Raw genomic sequence first — 15,407 nt, 5'->3', positions numbered from 1 at the left:
CTCACACCGGTGGCCGCGGCTCGGCGAGGCGGGGCACGCCGTCGTCCGGCCCGCCGGCCGGGCCCCGGGCCGCCGCGGACGACCGCGCCCGGGTGGCCCGGACCAAGTCGCCGGGGTCGTCCAGGCCCACGACCAGGACGGCGGCGTCGTCGTCGTGGCCGACGCTCTCCGCCCCCTTGATCACGGCCGCCGCGAGCGCGTGCGCCTCCAGACCGGCGACGGCGGCGATGCCCGCGAGCCGTACCACCTGGTCCAGGCCGTCCTCGATGTTCAGCGACGGTCCTTCCACCACTCCGTCGGTGAGCAGGACGAAGACCCCGCCGGTGGTGAGCCGGTGCCGGGTGACCGGGAACTCGATGCCCGGTTCGATGCCGAGAGGTGGTCCGCCCTCGTCGTCGACCACGCCGGATTTCCCGTCCGCCGTGGCCCACACGAACGGTATGTGGCCGGCGCGGGCGCTCTCCAGGACCCCGGTGGCCGGGTCGAGCCGCATGAAGGTGCAGGTGGCGAACAGCTCGCTGCCCAGGGCCAGCAGCAGGTCGTTGGTGCGGGCCAGGAGTTCGCCGGGCTCGCCAGTGACCGAGGCGAGCGCCCGCAGGCCGGCCCGGACCTGGCCCATGAAGGCCGCGGCCTCGATGTTGTGGCCCTGTACGTCACCGATGGTCAGCCCGATCCGGCCGTCCGGCATGGTGAAGGCGTCATACCAGTCGCCGCCGACGTTCAGACCGAGGTTGGCGGGTGTGTAGCGCACCGCGACGTGCAGTCCGGGGGCGGAGGGCAGGTCCCGCGGGAGCATGCCGCGCTGGAGGGCGATGGCCAGCTCGACCTGGCTGCGCTGGACCTCCGCCCGCTGGCGCGCCTGGGCGGTGAGCGAGCCGAGCCGGGCGAGCAGCTCGTCGCCTCGGTCGGTGGAGCGCTTGCGGGGCATCGATCACTTCCGGCGGGGCGGCGGCTCCGGTGGGCCGGCCGCCTATGAAATCGTGCAAACGCCTTGATTTTACCTAAATCGGATGATCGTGCCCCAGGGGCGCTCGGTCGCCGTCAGCGGATCTCGGAGTCGATGCCCGTGATCACCGCGGGTCCGATCGGTGCGCTCCGCTCGTCCAGTCCCGCGCCCCGCAGCGCGGAGTCCGCGAGCCTGCGGGCCTCCTCCTCGGCGTGCGGGCCGGTGTCCGCGTCGACGGTCAGACGGAGGGTGAAGGTGTTGTCCTCGTTGACGCTGAGCACGTCCAGGTCCTCCGCGCTGCCCATGCGGGTGCCGTGCGGATCGGCGGGCCGCAGCGCCCGGGCCAGCCGGGTACGGGTGTCGGCCTCGATCCCGGTGGTGAAGGTGCCGGGGACGCTGATCACATAGGTCGTCATGAGACGGGTCCTTTCCTCGGGCGTCCCCTCGTCTACCCCGAATCCGGGGCTTCGCACAGCGGACCGCCCACGGCGGCCGGCGCGCCCCCTCCCTCGCCGGACGACGGACGGGCCGGTGCGCCCCCTCCCCCGCCGGACGGCGGACGCCGGCGCTCCCGCGCCGCACCGGGCGGATGCGCGGACGCTCACAGCGGGGAGTGGGCCACCGCGGTCACATAGGTGCCGAACAGCAGCGAGGTGAGGGCGAGGGCACCGTAGACGACCACCGCCCGGCTCCGCCCCCGCCACCAGGTCCGGGTCAGCGCGTGGGCCATCGGGATGAGCAGCGGGAAGGCCGGCAGCAGGAACCGCGGCTTGGAGGAGAAGGACCCGGAGCCGCCGATCACGAGCAGGACCAGGACGCCGGCGAAGAGCACCAGCGGCAGCGGGGCGCGGTCCAGGCACAGCAGCGCGAACAGCAGCAGGGCCGCCGCGACGATCAGCAGGGCCGCCGGATAGACGACGCCGCCGCCGTACAGCAGCAGGACCCTGAGGAAGCGCAGCGAGCCGGCGCCGAAGTCGAAGCGCGACTCCCAGGCGCTCTGGACCGCGAAGTAGCCGCCGAGGACGTCCCCCGTCCGTCCGCCCACCCACAGCACGTAGCCGAGCCAGCCGAGGGGGGCCACGGCCGCGCCGGCCCACAGCCGCGCCGGGACCCGGCCGCGCCGCCGCAGCACCTGGTGCCCGGCGGTGAGACAGACGGCGAACGCCACCGCGAATCCGCTGGGCCGGGCCAGGCCCGCCGCCGCGGCCAGGGAGCCGGCCCACAGCCAGCGGCCCTTGAGCACGCAGTACAGCGACCAGGCGGCGAGCGCGGCGAACAGCGACTCGGTGTAGGCGATGGTCAGTTCGACCGCCTGCGGCAGGGCGGCCCACAGGGCGACCAGCGCGGTGGCGACGGCCCGCCCGTACAGGTGGCGGCCGATGAGGTGGATGCCGTACGCGGCCACGCCCGCGGCCGTCCAGGCGATGAGCAGGGCGGCCCGGCCGGGGGTCAGCGGCGAGGCGGTGACCAGCGCCCTGACGAGCAGCGGATAGAGGGGGAAGAACGCCCAGTCGGTCTGCACGGTGCCCTGCGGGGTGATCCAGATGAGGTGGCCGTAGCCGTGCGTGGCGATGTGCAGGTACCAGCGCGAGTCCCAGGAGTGGGCGAGGTTCCGCACCAGCGGCCGCCCCGCGAGGGCGTTGGTGAGGATCACCGCGAGGATGCCGGCGAGCCGGACGGCCGCGAACAGGGCGAGCGCCGGCAGCGGCCCCCGTGCCGCGCCGGACCAGTCCGGCCGGGGCGGCCGGGGGCGGCGCGGGGGTCCGGAGGGGGCCGCCCGCGGGGGCCGGGCGGCGGAGGAGGTGCGCACGCTCCCGACCTTGGGCACGCCCGTGCCGACCGCGCAATCGGCGACCCGGGTTTCCCCCGGACTTCCACCCTGATTCAGGAACGCGGGGCCGTGTCCGAGCCCTCGAGGGGGCCGCGAACCGGCCAGAAGGGTGTGGTTATCATATGAGCGCTGCCTAGCTCGAAAGATGGATCCGTGACTGTCAACGACGACTCGTTCACCAACTGGAAGATCCGCGAAGAGATCGCGGAGTCGATGATCCCGCTCATCGGGAAGCTGCACCGCGAGCGGGACGTGACCGTCCTGCTGCACAGCCGCTCCCTGGTGAACAAGTCGGTGGTCAGCATCCTGAAGACCCACCGCTTCGCCCGGCAGATCGCCGGTGCCGAGCTGTCGGTCACCGAGACCATGCCGTTCCTCCAAGCCCTGACCACCCTCGACCTCGGGCCGTCGCAGATCGACCTCGGCATGCTGGCCACCCTGTACAAGGCCGACGGCCGGGGCCTGGGCGTGGCGGAGTTCACCGCCGAGGCGGTCGCCGGTGCCACCGGTGCCGACAAGATCGAGCGCCGCGAGCCCCGCGACGTCGTCCTCTACGGCTTCGGCCGCATCGGCCGGCTCGTCGCCCGTCTGCTGATCGAGAAGGCCGGTTCCGGCAACGGCCTCCGGCTGCGCGCCATCGTCGTGCGCGGCGGCGGCGGCCGGGCCGCCGAGGATCTCGTCAAGCGCGCCTCGCTGCTGCGCCGCGACTCCATCCACGGCCAGTTCCAGGGCACGATCACCGTGGACGAGGACAGCAGCACGATCGTCGCCAACGGCAACGCGATCAAGGTGATCTACGCCGACGACCCGACGTCCGTGGACTACACCGAGTACGGCATCCGGGACGCCATCCTCATCGACAACACCGGCAAGTGGCGCGACCGCGAGGGCCTGTCGAAGCACCTGCGCCCCGGCATCGAGAAGGTCGTCCTGACCGCGCCGGGCAAGGGCGACGTCCCCAACATCGTGCACGGCGTCAACCACGACACCATCAAGCCGGACGAGCAGATCCTGTCCTGCGCCTCCTGCACGACCAACGCGATCGTCCCGCCGCTGAAGGCGATGGACGACGAGTACGGCGTGCTGCGCGGCCACGTGGAGACGGTGCACTCCTTCACCAACGACCAGAACCTGCTGGACAATTACCACAAGTCCGAGCGCCGTGGCCGCTCCGCGCCGCTGAACATGGTCATCACCGAGACGGGCGCCGCCTCCGCCGTCGCCAAGGCGCTGCCCGACCTCAAGGCGAAGATCAGCGGCAGCTCGATCCGCGTCCCGGTGCCGGACGTCTCGATCGCGATCCTCAACCTCCAGCTGGCCCGCGAGACCACCCGCGAGGAGGTGCACGACTACCTGCGCGAGGTGTCGCTGACCTCGCCGCTGAAGCGCCAGATCGACTTCACCACGGCGCCCGACGCGGTCTCCAGCGACTTCATCGGCTCCCGCCACGCCTCGATCGTGGACGCCGGCGCCCTCAAGGTCGACGGCGACAACGCCATCCTCTACCTCTGGTACGACAACGAGTTCGGCTACTCCTGCCAGGTGGTCCGTGTCGTCCAGCACGTGTCGGGCGTGGAGTACCCGACGTACCCGGCGCCGGCGGTCTGATCGCCGCGCGGACGCGTACGGCCGCCGACCGGGTCCCGGTCGGCGGCCGTTCCACCCGGGCGCGGCTGCTCGTCACCCCCGCCGTCGTGCCGGCGGCTCCGCCGGGGCGCGCACCCGCGCCCCGGCACGGTCACCGCCGCCCGCCGCCTACCGGCGCCACGGGCCCGTCACCGCGAACGTGGTACCGGGTGTGTAGCAGTTGACGAACATGGTCTTCCCGTCGGGAGAGAAGGTGACCCCGGCGAACTCCCCCCACTCGGGTTCCGTCGCCGTCCCGATGTTCTGGCGGCCGCGGGCCATCGCGTGCACCTCGCCCTCGCGGGTCAGGCCGAAGACGTGCTGCGCGCCGTTGCCGTCCTCGCAGACCATCAGGCCGCCGCTGGGGGCGAGGCAGATGTTGTCCGGGGACTCGCCGGGCAGTCGGACGTCGGTGTCCGGGCCGAACACGACCACCAGGGTCAGCCGGCGGCGCGCCGGGTCGTAGCGCCAGACCTGGCCGTAGTGGTCGGCGGCGGAACCGTCGGCGCTGCGCGCGAAGGACGACACGAAGTACACGCGGTCGCCGCCCCAGTAGCAGCCTTCCAGCTTCTGCGCGTGGGTGATGCCGCCGCGTCCGTAGTCCTGGAACCGGGTCGGCGTGGCGGCGGCCGACGGGTCGGGGACGTCGACCCACTCGATGCCGTCGAAGTGCGCGCCGGTCGTCCGGATCGTCGACAGGTCCGCGACGCCGGGCACCCGCATGGCCTGGAGCCGCCCGCCCGCGCGCAGCGAACCGACGCCGCCCAGCGGCTTGTCCGGCAGGAAGCGGTAGAAGAGGCCGAACGGCTTCTCGAAGGCGTCCTCCGTCTCGTAGACGACACCGTTCCGCGGGTCGACCGCGATCGCCTCGTGCTGGAAGCGGCCCATCGCGGTGAGCGGGACCGCGCCGGTGCGGTGGGGGTCGGTGGGGTGGACCTCGAAGATGAAGCCGTGGTCCTTGGTGTAGCCGTTGGTGCCCGCTCTGTCCTCGGTCTCCTCGCAGGTCAGCCAGGTGCCCCAAGGGGTCCGGCCGCCCGCGCAGTTGACGGCGGTACCGGCGATGGCGACCCGCTCGGAGAGCACGCGGTGGTGCGCGTCGACCGTCAGCGCCGTACAGCCGCCCTTGCCCTCCGGGTCGTATGTGAGGCCGCTGACGGCCGGGACCGGGATGTCCGCGGTCACACGGTTCTCATGGTTGCGGACGAGGTGGGTACGGCCCCCCGCGCCGGCGAAGGCGGCCATGCCGTCGTGATGGGAGGGCACCCGGCCCTCCCCCGAGCGGAGCCGGTCGCCCTCGCGGGAGAGCACGGTGTAGCGGAAACCTTTCGGCAGGTCGAGCAGGCCGTTCGGGTCGGGGACGAGCGGGCCGTAACCCGCGCGGCCCAGGTGGTCCTGCGCGGCCGCGGTGCCCGCGAAGACCTCGGTCAGGGCCCCGGTGAAGGCGATGCCCGCTCCCAGGGCACTCGCCGCGGACAGGATCTGACGGCGTGTTGCAGACATGCGGTGACCTTCCTGCTGGCGGACAGGACTGTGACCCGCCGTGTCTATCACCTGGTGCGCGTCGCCGGAACCACGCGCGACGCACGTGTCACTCCCCGGCGGCGCGCGCCGGCCGGCGGGGTCCCTACGCCCCGGTGACGCTCCAGGTCCGCGAGGCCCAGGTGCGCAGGTGCGGGGCCTGGGCGACGAGGTCGCGGTAGGCGTCCATGGCCGACCGGACCACCGTGTCCACGAGGTCGTCGGTGACGGTGTCCGGCCGCCACGCCAGCACGTAGCGGCACCACAGCGGGGAGCCCACCAGCGGCTTGACCTGGACGTGCGGGATCGGCCGCAGCGTCGGCTGCACCAGGGACACCCCGAGACCGTCGGCGATCATGCTCTGGAGCTGGGTCTGGTCGCCGAGCCACTCGTGCACGGTGCGCGGCGTGAACCCGGCCGCCGCGCACGCGTCGTAGAACACCCCCGGCCACCCGGCCCCGTCGTCCGGGGTCACGAACCAGGCGTCCTCGGCCAGATCGGCGAGGTGCACCTGCGGGCTCTGCCGCAGCCGGTGCCGGGCCGGGAGCGCGACGAACGTGGGCTCGGTGACGATCCCGCGGTGCCGTACGGCGGTGGAGTGCCGCAGTTCCAGGCCCGGGTAGTCGGCGGCGATGGCGGCGTCCACCGCGCCCTCCTCCAGCAGCTCCACGATCCGCGAGGAGGCGTAGACGCTGGTGACCGCGAGGGTCAGTTCCGGCAGCCGGGCGCGGATCCGGGAGACCGTGCCGGACAGCACGGGCGAGTTGGTGGCGGCGACCCGCAGCGTGCCGCGGGGGCGGCCGGCGGCCGGGCGGTGCCCGATCGCGGCGGCCCGCGCGAGGACGTCGCGGGCCTGCTCGACGACCTCGGCGCCGTACCGGGTCGGCCGGACGCCGCTCGGCCCGCGAGCGAAGAGCGGCTCGCCCAGATGGCGCTCGATGCGCCGGAGCTGGGTGCTCACGGCCGGCTGCGAGTAGCCCAGCTGGGCGGCGGCTCGGCCCACGGAGCCCGCGTCGGCGATCGCGCACAGCACCCGCAGGTGCCGCAGCTCCAGCTCCATCGGTCCACTCCCCGTTCGCTCCCACGGCCGGCCCGGCACCTGGTCCGCGCCCCGTCCGGAGCCGGTGCCCGCCGCCCGCGCCGGACGTGGCCGCGACCGGCGGACCGAAGCGTTCCACGGCACCGCCGCCGACACAAGTCGCAGGTCCGCCGGGGTACGGAGGCGTCGGGTACGGAGGCGTCGGGTCCGCCGGGGTGCGGGGGCTTCGGGCTCGGTCGTCGCACCCCGGGCACCTTCGGGACTCGGACACGGCGACGACATGGGCCGTCGTGGCGGCGGCCGAGGTGGTGGGGTACGGGAAGGCGGCCTCCGGGTAGCCGCCGCCCACCGCGCGGTGTCGGCGGTCACCCCCGACCTGGCAATCCAAGCCGTTTGCCTAAAGCTTTTAGGAAGCTGCATAATCGCTTACGGCAGACGGGAGGAAGAACCATGGGACGGGTGGGCCTGACCACCGAACGACTGGTCCGAGCCGGGGCGGAACTGGCCGACGAGGTGGGCTTCGACCAGGTGACGGCCTCCGCGCTGGCCCGGCGGTTCGACGTCAAGGTCGCGAGCCTGTACTCGCACCTGCGGAATTCCCAGGACCTGAAGACGCGGATCGCGCTGCTCGCGCTGGAGGAACTGGCCGACCGGGCCGCCGAGGCGCTGGCCGGCCGGTCCGGGGCGGACGCCCTGGCCGCGTTCGCGAACGTCTACCGGGACTACGCCCGGGCCCACCCCGGCCGCTACGCGGCGGCCCGCCACCCGCTGGACTGCGAGACCGCGGCGGGCAGCGCGGGCGTCCGGATCGCCCAGCTGACCCGGGCGATCCTGCGCGGCTACGACCTGTCCGAGCCGGACCAGACACACGCGGTCCGTCTCCTGGGCAGCGTCTTCCACGGCTACGTCAGCCTGGAGACGGCCGGCGGCTTCAGCCACAGCGCGCCCGACTCGCAGGAGTCGTGGACGCGCATCCTGGAGGCCCTGGACTCCCTGCTGCGCACCTGGCCCGACCGCCCCTGAGACCTTCCCGAGAGGCAGACGGACACACGATGCACGCCATCCCCCTCACCGCCGCCCTGATCCGCGGCGCCCTCGAACTGGAGCGCACCGCACAGGGGTTGCTGCCGCACCGGCTGCCCGCCCGGGCCCGCGCCCAGTGCGCCGACCCGCAGCTCGCCCTGGCGGAGTCCCAGCCCTCCGGCGTACGGCTGGCCTTCCGCACCCGCGCCACCACCGTCGAGCTGGACACCCTGCCGACCAAACGGGTCTACACCGGAGCGCCGCCCCGCCCGGACGGCGTCTACGACCTGCTCGTCGACGGCCGCCCGGCCGGCAGCGCCACCCTGGCCGCGGGCGACACGCTCACCATCGACCTGGCCACCGGCTCCGCCGAGCACCGCCCCGGGCCGGTCGGCACCGTCCGCTTCACCGGGCTGCCGGACACCGTCAAGGACGTGGAGATCTGGCTGCCGCACAACGAGACCACGGAACTCGTCGCGCTGCGCGCCGACGCCCCCGTCGAGCCCGTGCCGGACCGGGGCCGCAGGGTGTGGCTGCACCACGGCAGTTCGCTCAGTCACGGCTCCGACGCGGCCGGCCCGACCACCACCTGGCCTGCGCTCGCCGCCTCCCTGGGGGCGGTCGAGCTGATCAACCTCGGGCTGGGCGGCAGCGCGCTGCTCGACCCGTTCACCGCCCGCGCACTGCGCGACACGCCCGCCGACCTGGTCAGCGTCAAGCTCGGCATCAACCTCGTCAACGCCGACCTGATGCGGCTGCGCGCCTTCGGTCCCGCCGTGCACGGCTTCCTCGACACCATCCGCGAGGGCCACCCCGACACACCGCTGCTCGTGGTCTCCCCGGTGCTGTGCCCGATACACGAGGGCACGCCCGGGCCCACCGCCATGGACCTGGCCGCCCTGGGCGAGGGACGCCTGCGGTACCGGGCCACCGGGGATCCCGCCGAGCGGGCGGCCGGGAAGCTCACCCTCGCGGTCATCCGCGAGGAGCTGGCCCGGATCGTGCGCGAGCGGGCGGCCGGTGACCCGGCGCTGCACTACCTGGACGGCCGGGAGCTGTACGGCGAGGCCGACTTCGCCGAGCTGCCGCTGCCCGACGGCCTGCACCCGGACCCGGCCGGCCACCGCCGGATCGGCGAACGGTTCGCGGCGCTGGCGTTCGGCGCCGGCGGCCCCTTCGCGGGCACCGCCGGCTGAGGCCCCGCTCACTCCAGGTGGGCGAAGACGACCAGGTTGTCGGTGTAGTCCCGCACCGTCCGGTCGTAGTCCCCGGCACAGGTGATGAGCCGGACCTCGGGACGTGCGGCGTCCGCGTACACCCGGTCGCTGGGGAAGTCGTCCTTGGCGAAGGTCTCGGCGTCGTCCACCACGAAGTCCGCCGTGTGCCCGTCGGCCCGTTCCACGGAGAACCGGTCGCCGGGCTCCAGGTCGTCCAGGTTCGCGAAGACGGCCGCGGAGGTCACCGTGTCGACGTGCCCGGCGATGATCGCGGTGCCCTTCTCGCCGGGCGAGACCCCCTCGGCGTACCAGCCGACGAGATTGGTGTCGCCGGCGGGTGGCGGCTGGAGCTGACCCGAGGCGCCGACGGCCAGGGTGGTGAAGGGGGCGTCCACGGAGATCTTCGGGATGCGCAGACGGGTCGGCGCGGACCGGGGCAGCTCCCCGCCGTCGCCGCGCGGATTCGCGGACGCGCCGGCGCCCGAGGCCCGGGGGGTGCGCGGCTTGTCGTCCGGCTGGTGATGGCCGCCGAACACGCTGACGGCGAGGAAGACGACCGCCACGCCCCACAGCGGCAACCGCCCGCCGAAGCCGGAGCGCCGGTCGTCCGGTGCCGGTGCTGAGGAGGTCGCGGAGGGATCTGCTGCCATCGGACACCACCTCACTCGGACACGGCAGCACGGGGATCAGGGCAGGGAGAGCACGCGGATCGGAGCGGGGAGGGGACGGACGGAAGAGCACGGGGGAAGAGGCGGGCGGGCCGGAGGGGACGGCCAAGGGGCGGCTCGGGGAGCGCGGGCCGCCGGCACGGTCGGCGTGCCGGCGGCGTCCGCGGCCCCTGGGACGGCAACCCGTCAGGACGCCGGCCCGGCGACCTTCCTGCGGCGCAGCGCGTACGCGCCGGTGCCGGCTACGGCCAGCACGGCGATACCGCCCGCGGTGACACCGGGCGTGGCGAGCGCGCCGCCACCGGTGTGCATGCCGCCGCGCGGCTTGTCACGGCCCTCCTCCTCGCCCCACTCGCTCTTGCCGCCCTTGCCGCCCTTGCCGCCGCCCTTCTCGCCCCTCTCCTCGCCGCCGTCGTCCCCGCCCTTGTCGCGGGAGCCCTCGGAGTCGAACCTGCTGTCGTCCTCTGAACCCCAGTTGCCGCCGCGCACCGCGGCGAGCGCTCCGCCACCCGTGTGCATTCCGCCGCGCGGTCCGTTGTGTTCTCCTCGGTCCCCGCGCTTGTTGCCGTACTCCTTGTCCTGGCCGTTCCCCTCGTCCTGACCGTTCCCCTCGTCCTGACCGTTCCCCTCATCCTGGTTGTTCTGGTTGTTCCGGTTGTTCTGCTCTTCCTGGCCGTCCCGGCCGCTGTCGGATCCGTTGTCACGGTCGGAGTCGCTGTCGTTCTCCCTGCTGTACGAGGAGTCGTCACCACCGCCGTCGGCCGGAACGGCGAACGCGGCTCCGGGCGTCGCGAAGGCGAGGGCGGCCGTGGCGGCCGCCGTCGCCAGGAGCATGCGGGCAGAGCGCATAGTGATGTCCTTCCACCGTGACCGGGCAGCGGATACCTCATCAGCTGGATGGACCCGGCCTCGACATGAACCACCGTCAGCGAGGCCCCGGACTCCCACCATCCGGGCCGCCCAGCCGGGGCATCACGCCACCCGTCTGTCCCAGTGCGCCCGCTCCGCGGCCCCTCGTCCGGCCCAGTCGGCGACGCGGCCGGGGGACCGCCGGATCGGACGGATGGCGGCCCGCGGCACGGTCACCGGCTTCCCGGCCTCCGGTCCTGACGCCGGATGGGACCGGGCCCCTTGTTATGACGTCCGTCATAACGCACGCTGGTGCCGGCGGCACGACGGACCGGCGGCGGGGAGGACAGCGGTGACGGACACGGCGGCGCACACGGAGCCCGACACGAGGACGGACACGGGGGCGGACACACGGGCGCGGGAGCTGTGGGAGCGGTACGAGCCGGTGCACGATCTGGTGTACTTCGCACCGGAGGCGCACCGGGCGGCGGAGGACCTCGGACTGCGCGGTTACTGGATGGGCTACTTCGCGCTGCGCGCCGCCCCGCTCGGGGCGGCGCCCCCGTCCGTGGTGACGAGCTGCTTCTACGTCTTCCACCCGTCCCGGGTGGCCCGGGCGCTGCCGGACGCCTGGTCGTACGCCGCTCCGGCGGACGTGCTCGCGGCCCGCCTGGAGGCGATGGACACGGCGATGACACGCCTGTTCGGCGCGGACACCGTCGGTTCCGCCTCCTTCGCGCGGGCCGCGGACCTCGCCTGGGAGGCCGCCGCCGCGGCGGACACCACGGGCAGGGTGCTGGCCGCCGCCAACCAGGCGCTGCCGCGCCCCGAGAGACCGGCCGCCCGTCTCTGGCAGGCCCTGACGACCCTGCGCGAACACCGGGGCGACTCCCACGTGGCGGTGCTGGTCGGCCTGGGGCTCGGCCCCGTCGAGGCCATGGTGCTCAAGGCGGCGGCCGGCGAATCCGACGCGGCGTTCCTGCGCGAGACACGGAAGTGGAGCGAGGAGGACTGGGCGGCTGCCGTGGCGCGGCTGCGCGCGGACGGCAGGCTCACGGCGGACGGTTCGCTCACGCCCCCGGGGGCGGCCCTGCGTCGGCGGACCGAGGCGCTCACCGACGCGGCGGCCGGACGGCCGTGGTCCACGCTGGGCGCCGAGCGGACCGGGCGGCTGGCCGCGCTGCTGGAGCCGCTCGCCCAAACGGTCGGGGAGTCGGGTCTGCTGCCGCCCGGCAACCCGGTGGGGCTGACCCGGGGGCCGGGCCCCGCCGGCCGCTGAGGACGCCGGTGCCCCGCCCGGGTGCGGGGCCGGACGCGGCGGCCGTACGGCGCCGGCGGGGCTGCCCTCCGCCGGCTCACCGGCGGCGCGGTGACCGGCCGACGGACACGCACCGGCCGTACCGCACCACCGCGGGCGGCCCCCGGGCCGGTTCGGCGGAAATCCGTCGTACCGAGGAGTGAACCGCCCGGTGAGGCAAGCCCGTCACCGGCCGTACTCTGGGGCCGTGGGCAACCGTGAAGAGGAACCGGGACAGGTGGTGGCCCGGCTGACCGGGCGCCCGGTCGTGCGGACCGGGCGGGCGTCCGGGTCGCCCGTGGAAGTCCTGCTCGACGGCGGGACGCCGGTGATGGTCAAGCGGGGCGACGGCCCGCGCGCGGTGCGCGCCGAGGTGGCGGGACTGCGCTGGCTGGCCGCCGCGGACGCGGTCCGGGTGCCGCGGGTGCTGGGCCATGACGAGGACTGGATGGTGACCGAGCGGGTGCCCACCGGGTCCCCCTCCCCCGGGGCGGCGCTGCGTTTCGGCCGTGCGCTGGCCGCGCTGCACGGGGCGGGCGCCCCGCACTTCGGGGCGCCGCCGCCCGGCGGGCCCGAGGACGCCTGGATCGGCCGCGCTCCGCTGCGCAACGCGCCGGGCACCGACTGGCCCCGCTGGTACGCCGAGCACCGGGTCCTGCCGTACGTGCGCGGCGCGGTCGACCGCGGCACGCTCGGCGGCGATGAGGCGGCCGTGTTCGAGCGGGTCTGCGCGCGGCTGCCGGAGCTGGCGGGCCCGGCCGGGCCGCCCGCCCGGCTGCACGGCGACCTGTGGAACGGCAATGTGCTGTGGGGCGCCGACGGCGAGGTCCGGCTCATCGACCCGGCCGCGCACGGCGGGCACCGGGAGACCGATCTGGCGATGCTCCGGCTCTTCGGCTGTCCCCGTCTGGACGACGTCCTGACCGCCTACCAGGAGGCGGCACCCCTGGCCGACGGCTGGCGGGGCCGGGTCGGTCTGCACCAGCTCTTCCCGCTGCTGGTGCACGCGGTGCTGTTCGGCCGCGGGTACGCGGAACAGGCGCTGACGGCGGCGCGGGCGGCGCTCGCGGGGTGATCCGCGCGGCACCTCCTCCGGGCCGCGATCACCCAGCGTGAGGAAACCAATCACCCGTTCGACTCGTATAAGGACGTGAAAGCCTAATCAGGGAGAGGCCATGCAACCGTTCACGCTCGACTACGCGCGACCCGCTGTGCAGTTGGACGTCACCCCTCCGTACGCGTACGACTCCGGACTCCAGCTGAACGTCCTCCCGGACGGGCGGATCGCCGCCACCGACCACGCGACGCTGAGGGCACTCGGGACCACGGCCTCGACCGCCGGTTCCAAGACGCACTTCGACGACTGAACACGGGCTTCCACAGATGACCGTGCTCATCCTGACCAGTGAAGAGGACGTGACGGCGGACATGGTGGTGCTCCGGCTGCGCGAGGCCGGCGTGCCCGTGGTCCGGCTGGACCCCGCCGATCTGACCAACGGGGTGGCGCTGTCGGGCGAGTACGTGCGGGGCGTCCGCCGGGGGCGGCTGTCCGTCGGCGGGCGTCTGGTGGGCCTGGACGGACTGCGCTCCGTCTGGGTGCGAAGACCGGGGGCCCCGGCCGCCCGGGCCGCGCAGCCGTCCGCCTGGCTGACGGAGGAGTCCGCGCAGGCGTTGTACGGCCTGCTGCTGTGCGGCACCGCCCGCTGGATGAACCATCCGGACGCCGCCCGCCGTGCCCGGTACAAGCCCTGGCAGCTGGGCCTCGCCCAGCGCAGCGGCCTCGCCGTGCCGGCCACCCTCATCACGACGTTCCCGCAGGCGGCGCGGGAGTTCGCGCAGCGGTACCCGGACCTGGTGGTCAAGCCGGTGTCCGGGGCGCATCCGCAGGAGCCGCCGCGGGCCGTGCCGACCAGCCGGGTCGCGCCGGACACCGACTTCACCGCGGTGGCCTACGGCCCGACCCTGTTGCAACGGCGCATCGCCAAGCGGGCCGACATCCGGCTCACGGTCGTCGGCGGCACGCTGCTGGCCGCCCGCAAACCGGCGGACCCCGACGCCCACCCGGACGACGTGGACGTCCGTTACGCCCCCTCGGTCTCCCCCTGGCTGCCCGCGGACGTGCCGCCCCCTGTCGCCAAGGGCGTGCTGCGCTACATGGCGGGGGCGGAACTGGCCTACGGCGCCTTCGACTTCGCGGAGGACGCCGACGGCGTCTGGTGGTTCCTGGAGTGCAACCAGTCCGGTCAGTTCGGCTTCGTCGAGATGGACACCGGCCAGCCGATCGCCGCCGCCATCGCCGGCTGGCTCGCCGCGGGACCGGATCCGGGTACCGGGTGCACGCCGGCCGACCGGGGCACGGCATGGTGAGCACAACGGGGAACGGATCGGAGAAAGGAACGCGACATGCGCATCGGACTGCTGGGGACGGGCCCGTGGGCGCGGGCGGCGTACGCTCCCGCCCTCGCCGGACACACCGGCCTGGAGTTCGCCGGGGTGTGGGGGCGCCGGCCGGAGGCGGCCACCGGGCTGGCGGAGCGGTACGGCGTCCCCGCGTACACCGGTGTGGACGCGCTGCTGGCCGACGTGGACGCGGTGGCGGTGGCGCTGCCGCCGTCCGTGCAGGCCGAGATGGCGGTGCGGGCGGCCGACGCGGGCCGTCACCTGCTGCTGGACAAGCCGCTGGCGGTCTCGGTCGCCGAGGGCCGGGCCGTGGTGGAGGCGGTGGAGCGGGCCGGGGTGGCGTCGGTGGTCTTCTTCACCACGCGCTTCCAGAAGGAGCCGGAGTCCTGGATCGAGGAACAGGCCGGGGTGGCGGGCTGGTTCACGGCGCGGGCGCAGTGGCTCGGCACCTTGTTCACCGGTGACGGCCCGTTCACGGACTCGCCGTGGCGGCGGGAGAAGGGCGCGCTGTGGGACGTCGGCCCGCACGCCCTGTCGGTCCTGCTGCCGGTCCTCGGCGACGTACGGCACGTCGCGGCGGCGGCGCACGGCCCGGGCGACACCGTCCACCTGGTGCTCGACCACGCCACCGGCGCGTCGAGCACGCTCACGCTCAGCCTGACGGCTCCGCCGGCGGCGGCCGGGGCCGAAGTGGAGCTGCGGGGCGAGGCGGGCGTGTCGGCCATGCCCGGCAGCTCGGAGGGCGCGGTCCCCGCGCTCTCCCGGGCCGCCGACGCGCTGGTGCGGGCGGCCCGCGCGGGCCGCCCGCACCCCTGCGACGCGGCCTTCGGCCTCCGGGTGACCGAGATCCTGGCCGCGGCGGAGGCCCGGCTGGCGGACACCGGGGAGTAGGCGGCCGGCCCGGGGCGGAGGAACAGGGTCGGCGGGGGCGGGGCCGGAGACAGCGGGACCGTCGGGTCGGCGGGCCGGCCGGCCCGCCCCGCCGCCCCCGGT

15 protein-coding genes are annotated in these 15,407 nt (G+C 74.5%); 8 read left to right on the top strand and 7 right to left on the bottom strand.

Annotated elements, in window-relative coordinates; genetic code table 11:
* Position 1 precedes the first annotated feature (1 nt).
* The 3 genes from IF37_RS0127040 to IF37_RS0127030 all read right to left on the bottom strand — a co-directional run bounded on the left by IF37_RS0127040 (position 2) and on the right by IF37_RS0127030 (position 2,756).
* A complete protein-coding gene (locus tag IF37_RS0127040; RefSeq protein ID WP_253915861.1) occupies positions 2–928 on the bottom strand; it encodes a PP2C family protein-serine/threonine phosphatase in 927 nt (308 codons plus the stop codon).
* A gap of 113 nt (positions 929–1,041) precedes the next feature.
* Positions 1,042–1,362 carry a hypothetical protein gene (locus tag IF37_RS0127035; protein ID WP_030747851.1) on the bottom strand — a complete coding sequence of 107 codons (321 nt, stop codon included), beginning with the start codon at positions 1,360–1,362 and terminating at the stop codon, positions 1,042–1,044.
* 185 nt (positions 1,363–1,547) lie between these two features.
* Positions 1,548–2,756, bottom strand: a complete 1,209-nt coding sequence (locus IF37_RS0127030) for a hypothetical protein (protein WP_253915860.1) — start codon at positions 2,754–2,756, stop codon at positions 1,548–1,550.
* Between the two features lie 174 nt (positions 2,757–2,930).
* Here IF37_RS0127030 and IF37_RS0127025 point away from each other — a divergent pair, with 174 nt between their 5' ends.
* Positions 2,931–4,385: a glyceraldehyde-3-phosphate dehydrogenase gene (locus IF37_RS0127025; RefSeq protein WP_030747845.1), complete on the top strand. Its 1,455-nt coding sequence runs from the start codon at positions 2,931–2,933 to the stop codon at positions 4,383–4,385.
* A gap of 147 nt (positions 4,386–4,532) precedes the next feature.
* On the opposite strand, the gene IF37_RS0127020 is transcribed toward IF37_RS0127025, so the two are convergent.
* Together IF37_RS0127020 and IF37_RS0127015 are read right to left on the bottom strand one after the other, a co-directional pair.
* Positions 4,533–5,903: an alkaline phosphatase PhoX gene (locus IF37_RS0127020; protein WP_030747842.1), complete on the bottom strand. Its 1,371-nt coding sequence runs from the start codon at positions 5,901–5,903 to the stop codon at positions 4,533–4,535.
* 124 nt (positions 5,904–6,027) lie between these two features.
* Positions 6,028–6,981: a LysR family transcriptional regulator gene (locus IF37_RS0127015; RefSeq protein ID WP_030747839.1), complete on the bottom strand. Its 954-nt coding sequence runs from the start codon at positions 6,979–6,981 to the stop codon at positions 6,028–6,030.
* A 429-nt stretch (positions 6,982–7,410) separates the two neighbouring features.
* Between IF37_RS0127015 and IF37_RS0127010 the strand changes: the two genes are divergently transcribed.
* Both IF37_RS0127010 and IF37_RS0127005 read left to right on the top strand, forming a co-directional pair.
* A complete protein-coding gene (locus tag IF37_RS0127010; protein WP_030747836.1) occupies positions 7,411–7,983 on the top strand; it encodes a TetR/AcrR family transcriptional regulator in 573 nt (190 codons plus the stop codon).
* A 29-nt stretch (positions 7,984–8,012) separates the two neighbouring features.
* Positions 8,013–9,179, top strand: a complete 1,167-nt coding sequence (locus IF37_RS0127005; protein WP_030747833.1) for a GDSL-type esterase/lipase family protein — start codon at positions 8,013–8,015, stop codon at positions 9,177–9,179.
* 8 nt (positions 9,180–9,187) lie between these two features.
* On the opposite strand, the gene IF37_RS0127000 is transcribed toward IF37_RS0127005, so the two are convergent.
* Both IF37_RS0127000 and IF37_RS0126995 read right to left on the bottom strand, forming a co-directional pair.
* On the bottom strand, positions 9,188–9,850 hold the full coding sequence (locus IF37_RS0127000) for a class F sortase (protein ID WP_030747829.1): 663 nt from the start codon (positions 9,848–9,850) through the stop codon (positions 9,188–9,190).
* A 204-nt stretch (positions 9,851–10,054) separates the two neighbouring features.
* Positions 10,055–10,717, bottom strand: coding sequence for a hypothetical protein (locus tag IF37_RS0126995; protein ID WP_030747826.1), 663 nt, complete (start codon positions 10,715–10,717; stop codon positions 10,055–10,057).
* 352 nt (positions 10,718–11,069) lie between these two features.
* Between IF37_RS0126995 and IF37_RS0126990 the strand changes: the two genes are divergently transcribed.
* From IF37_RS0126990 to IF37_RS0126970, 5 genes are all read left to right on the top strand, one after another.
* A complete protein-coding gene (locus IF37_RS0126990) occupies positions 11,070–11,996 on the top strand; it encodes a hypothetical protein (RefSeq protein ID WP_063886415.1) in 927 nt (308 codons plus the stop codon).
* A 256-nt stretch (positions 11,997–12,252) separates the two neighbouring features.
* Positions 12,253–13,089, top strand: a complete 837-nt coding sequence (locus IF37_RS0126985; RefSeq protein ID WP_030747820.1) for a fructosamine kinase family protein — start codon at positions 12,253–12,255, stop codon at positions 13,087–13,089.
* Between the two features lie 100 nt (positions 13,090–13,189).
* Positions 13,190–13,381, top strand: a complete 192-nt coding sequence (gene tgmA, locus IF37_RS0126980) for a putative ATP-grasp-modified RiPP (RefSeq protein ID WP_030747817.1) — start codon at positions 13,190–13,192, stop codon at positions 13,379–13,381.
* Positions 13,382–13,397: 16 nt separating this feature from the next.
* Positions 13,398–14,381, top strand: coding sequence for an ATP-grasp ribosomal peptide maturase (gene tgmB, locus IF37_RS0126975; protein ID WP_030747815.1), 984 nt, complete (start codon positions 13,398–13,400; stop codon positions 14,379–14,381).
* 36 nt (positions 14,382–14,417) lie between these two features.
* A complete protein-coding gene (locus IF37_RS0126970) occupies positions 14,418–15,305 on the top strand; it encodes a Gfo/Idh/MocA family protein (RefSeq protein WP_030747812.1) in 888 nt (295 codons plus the stop codon).
* Positions 15,306–15,407: the final 102 nt, after the last annotated feature.

The organism is Streptomyces sp. NRRL S-31 (assembly GCF_000718775.1).
Lineage (GTDB): Bacteria > Actinomycetota > Actinomycetes > Streptomycetales > Streptomycetaceae > Streptomyces.
This window is presented reverse-complemented; position numbering and strand designations above follow the sequence as displayed.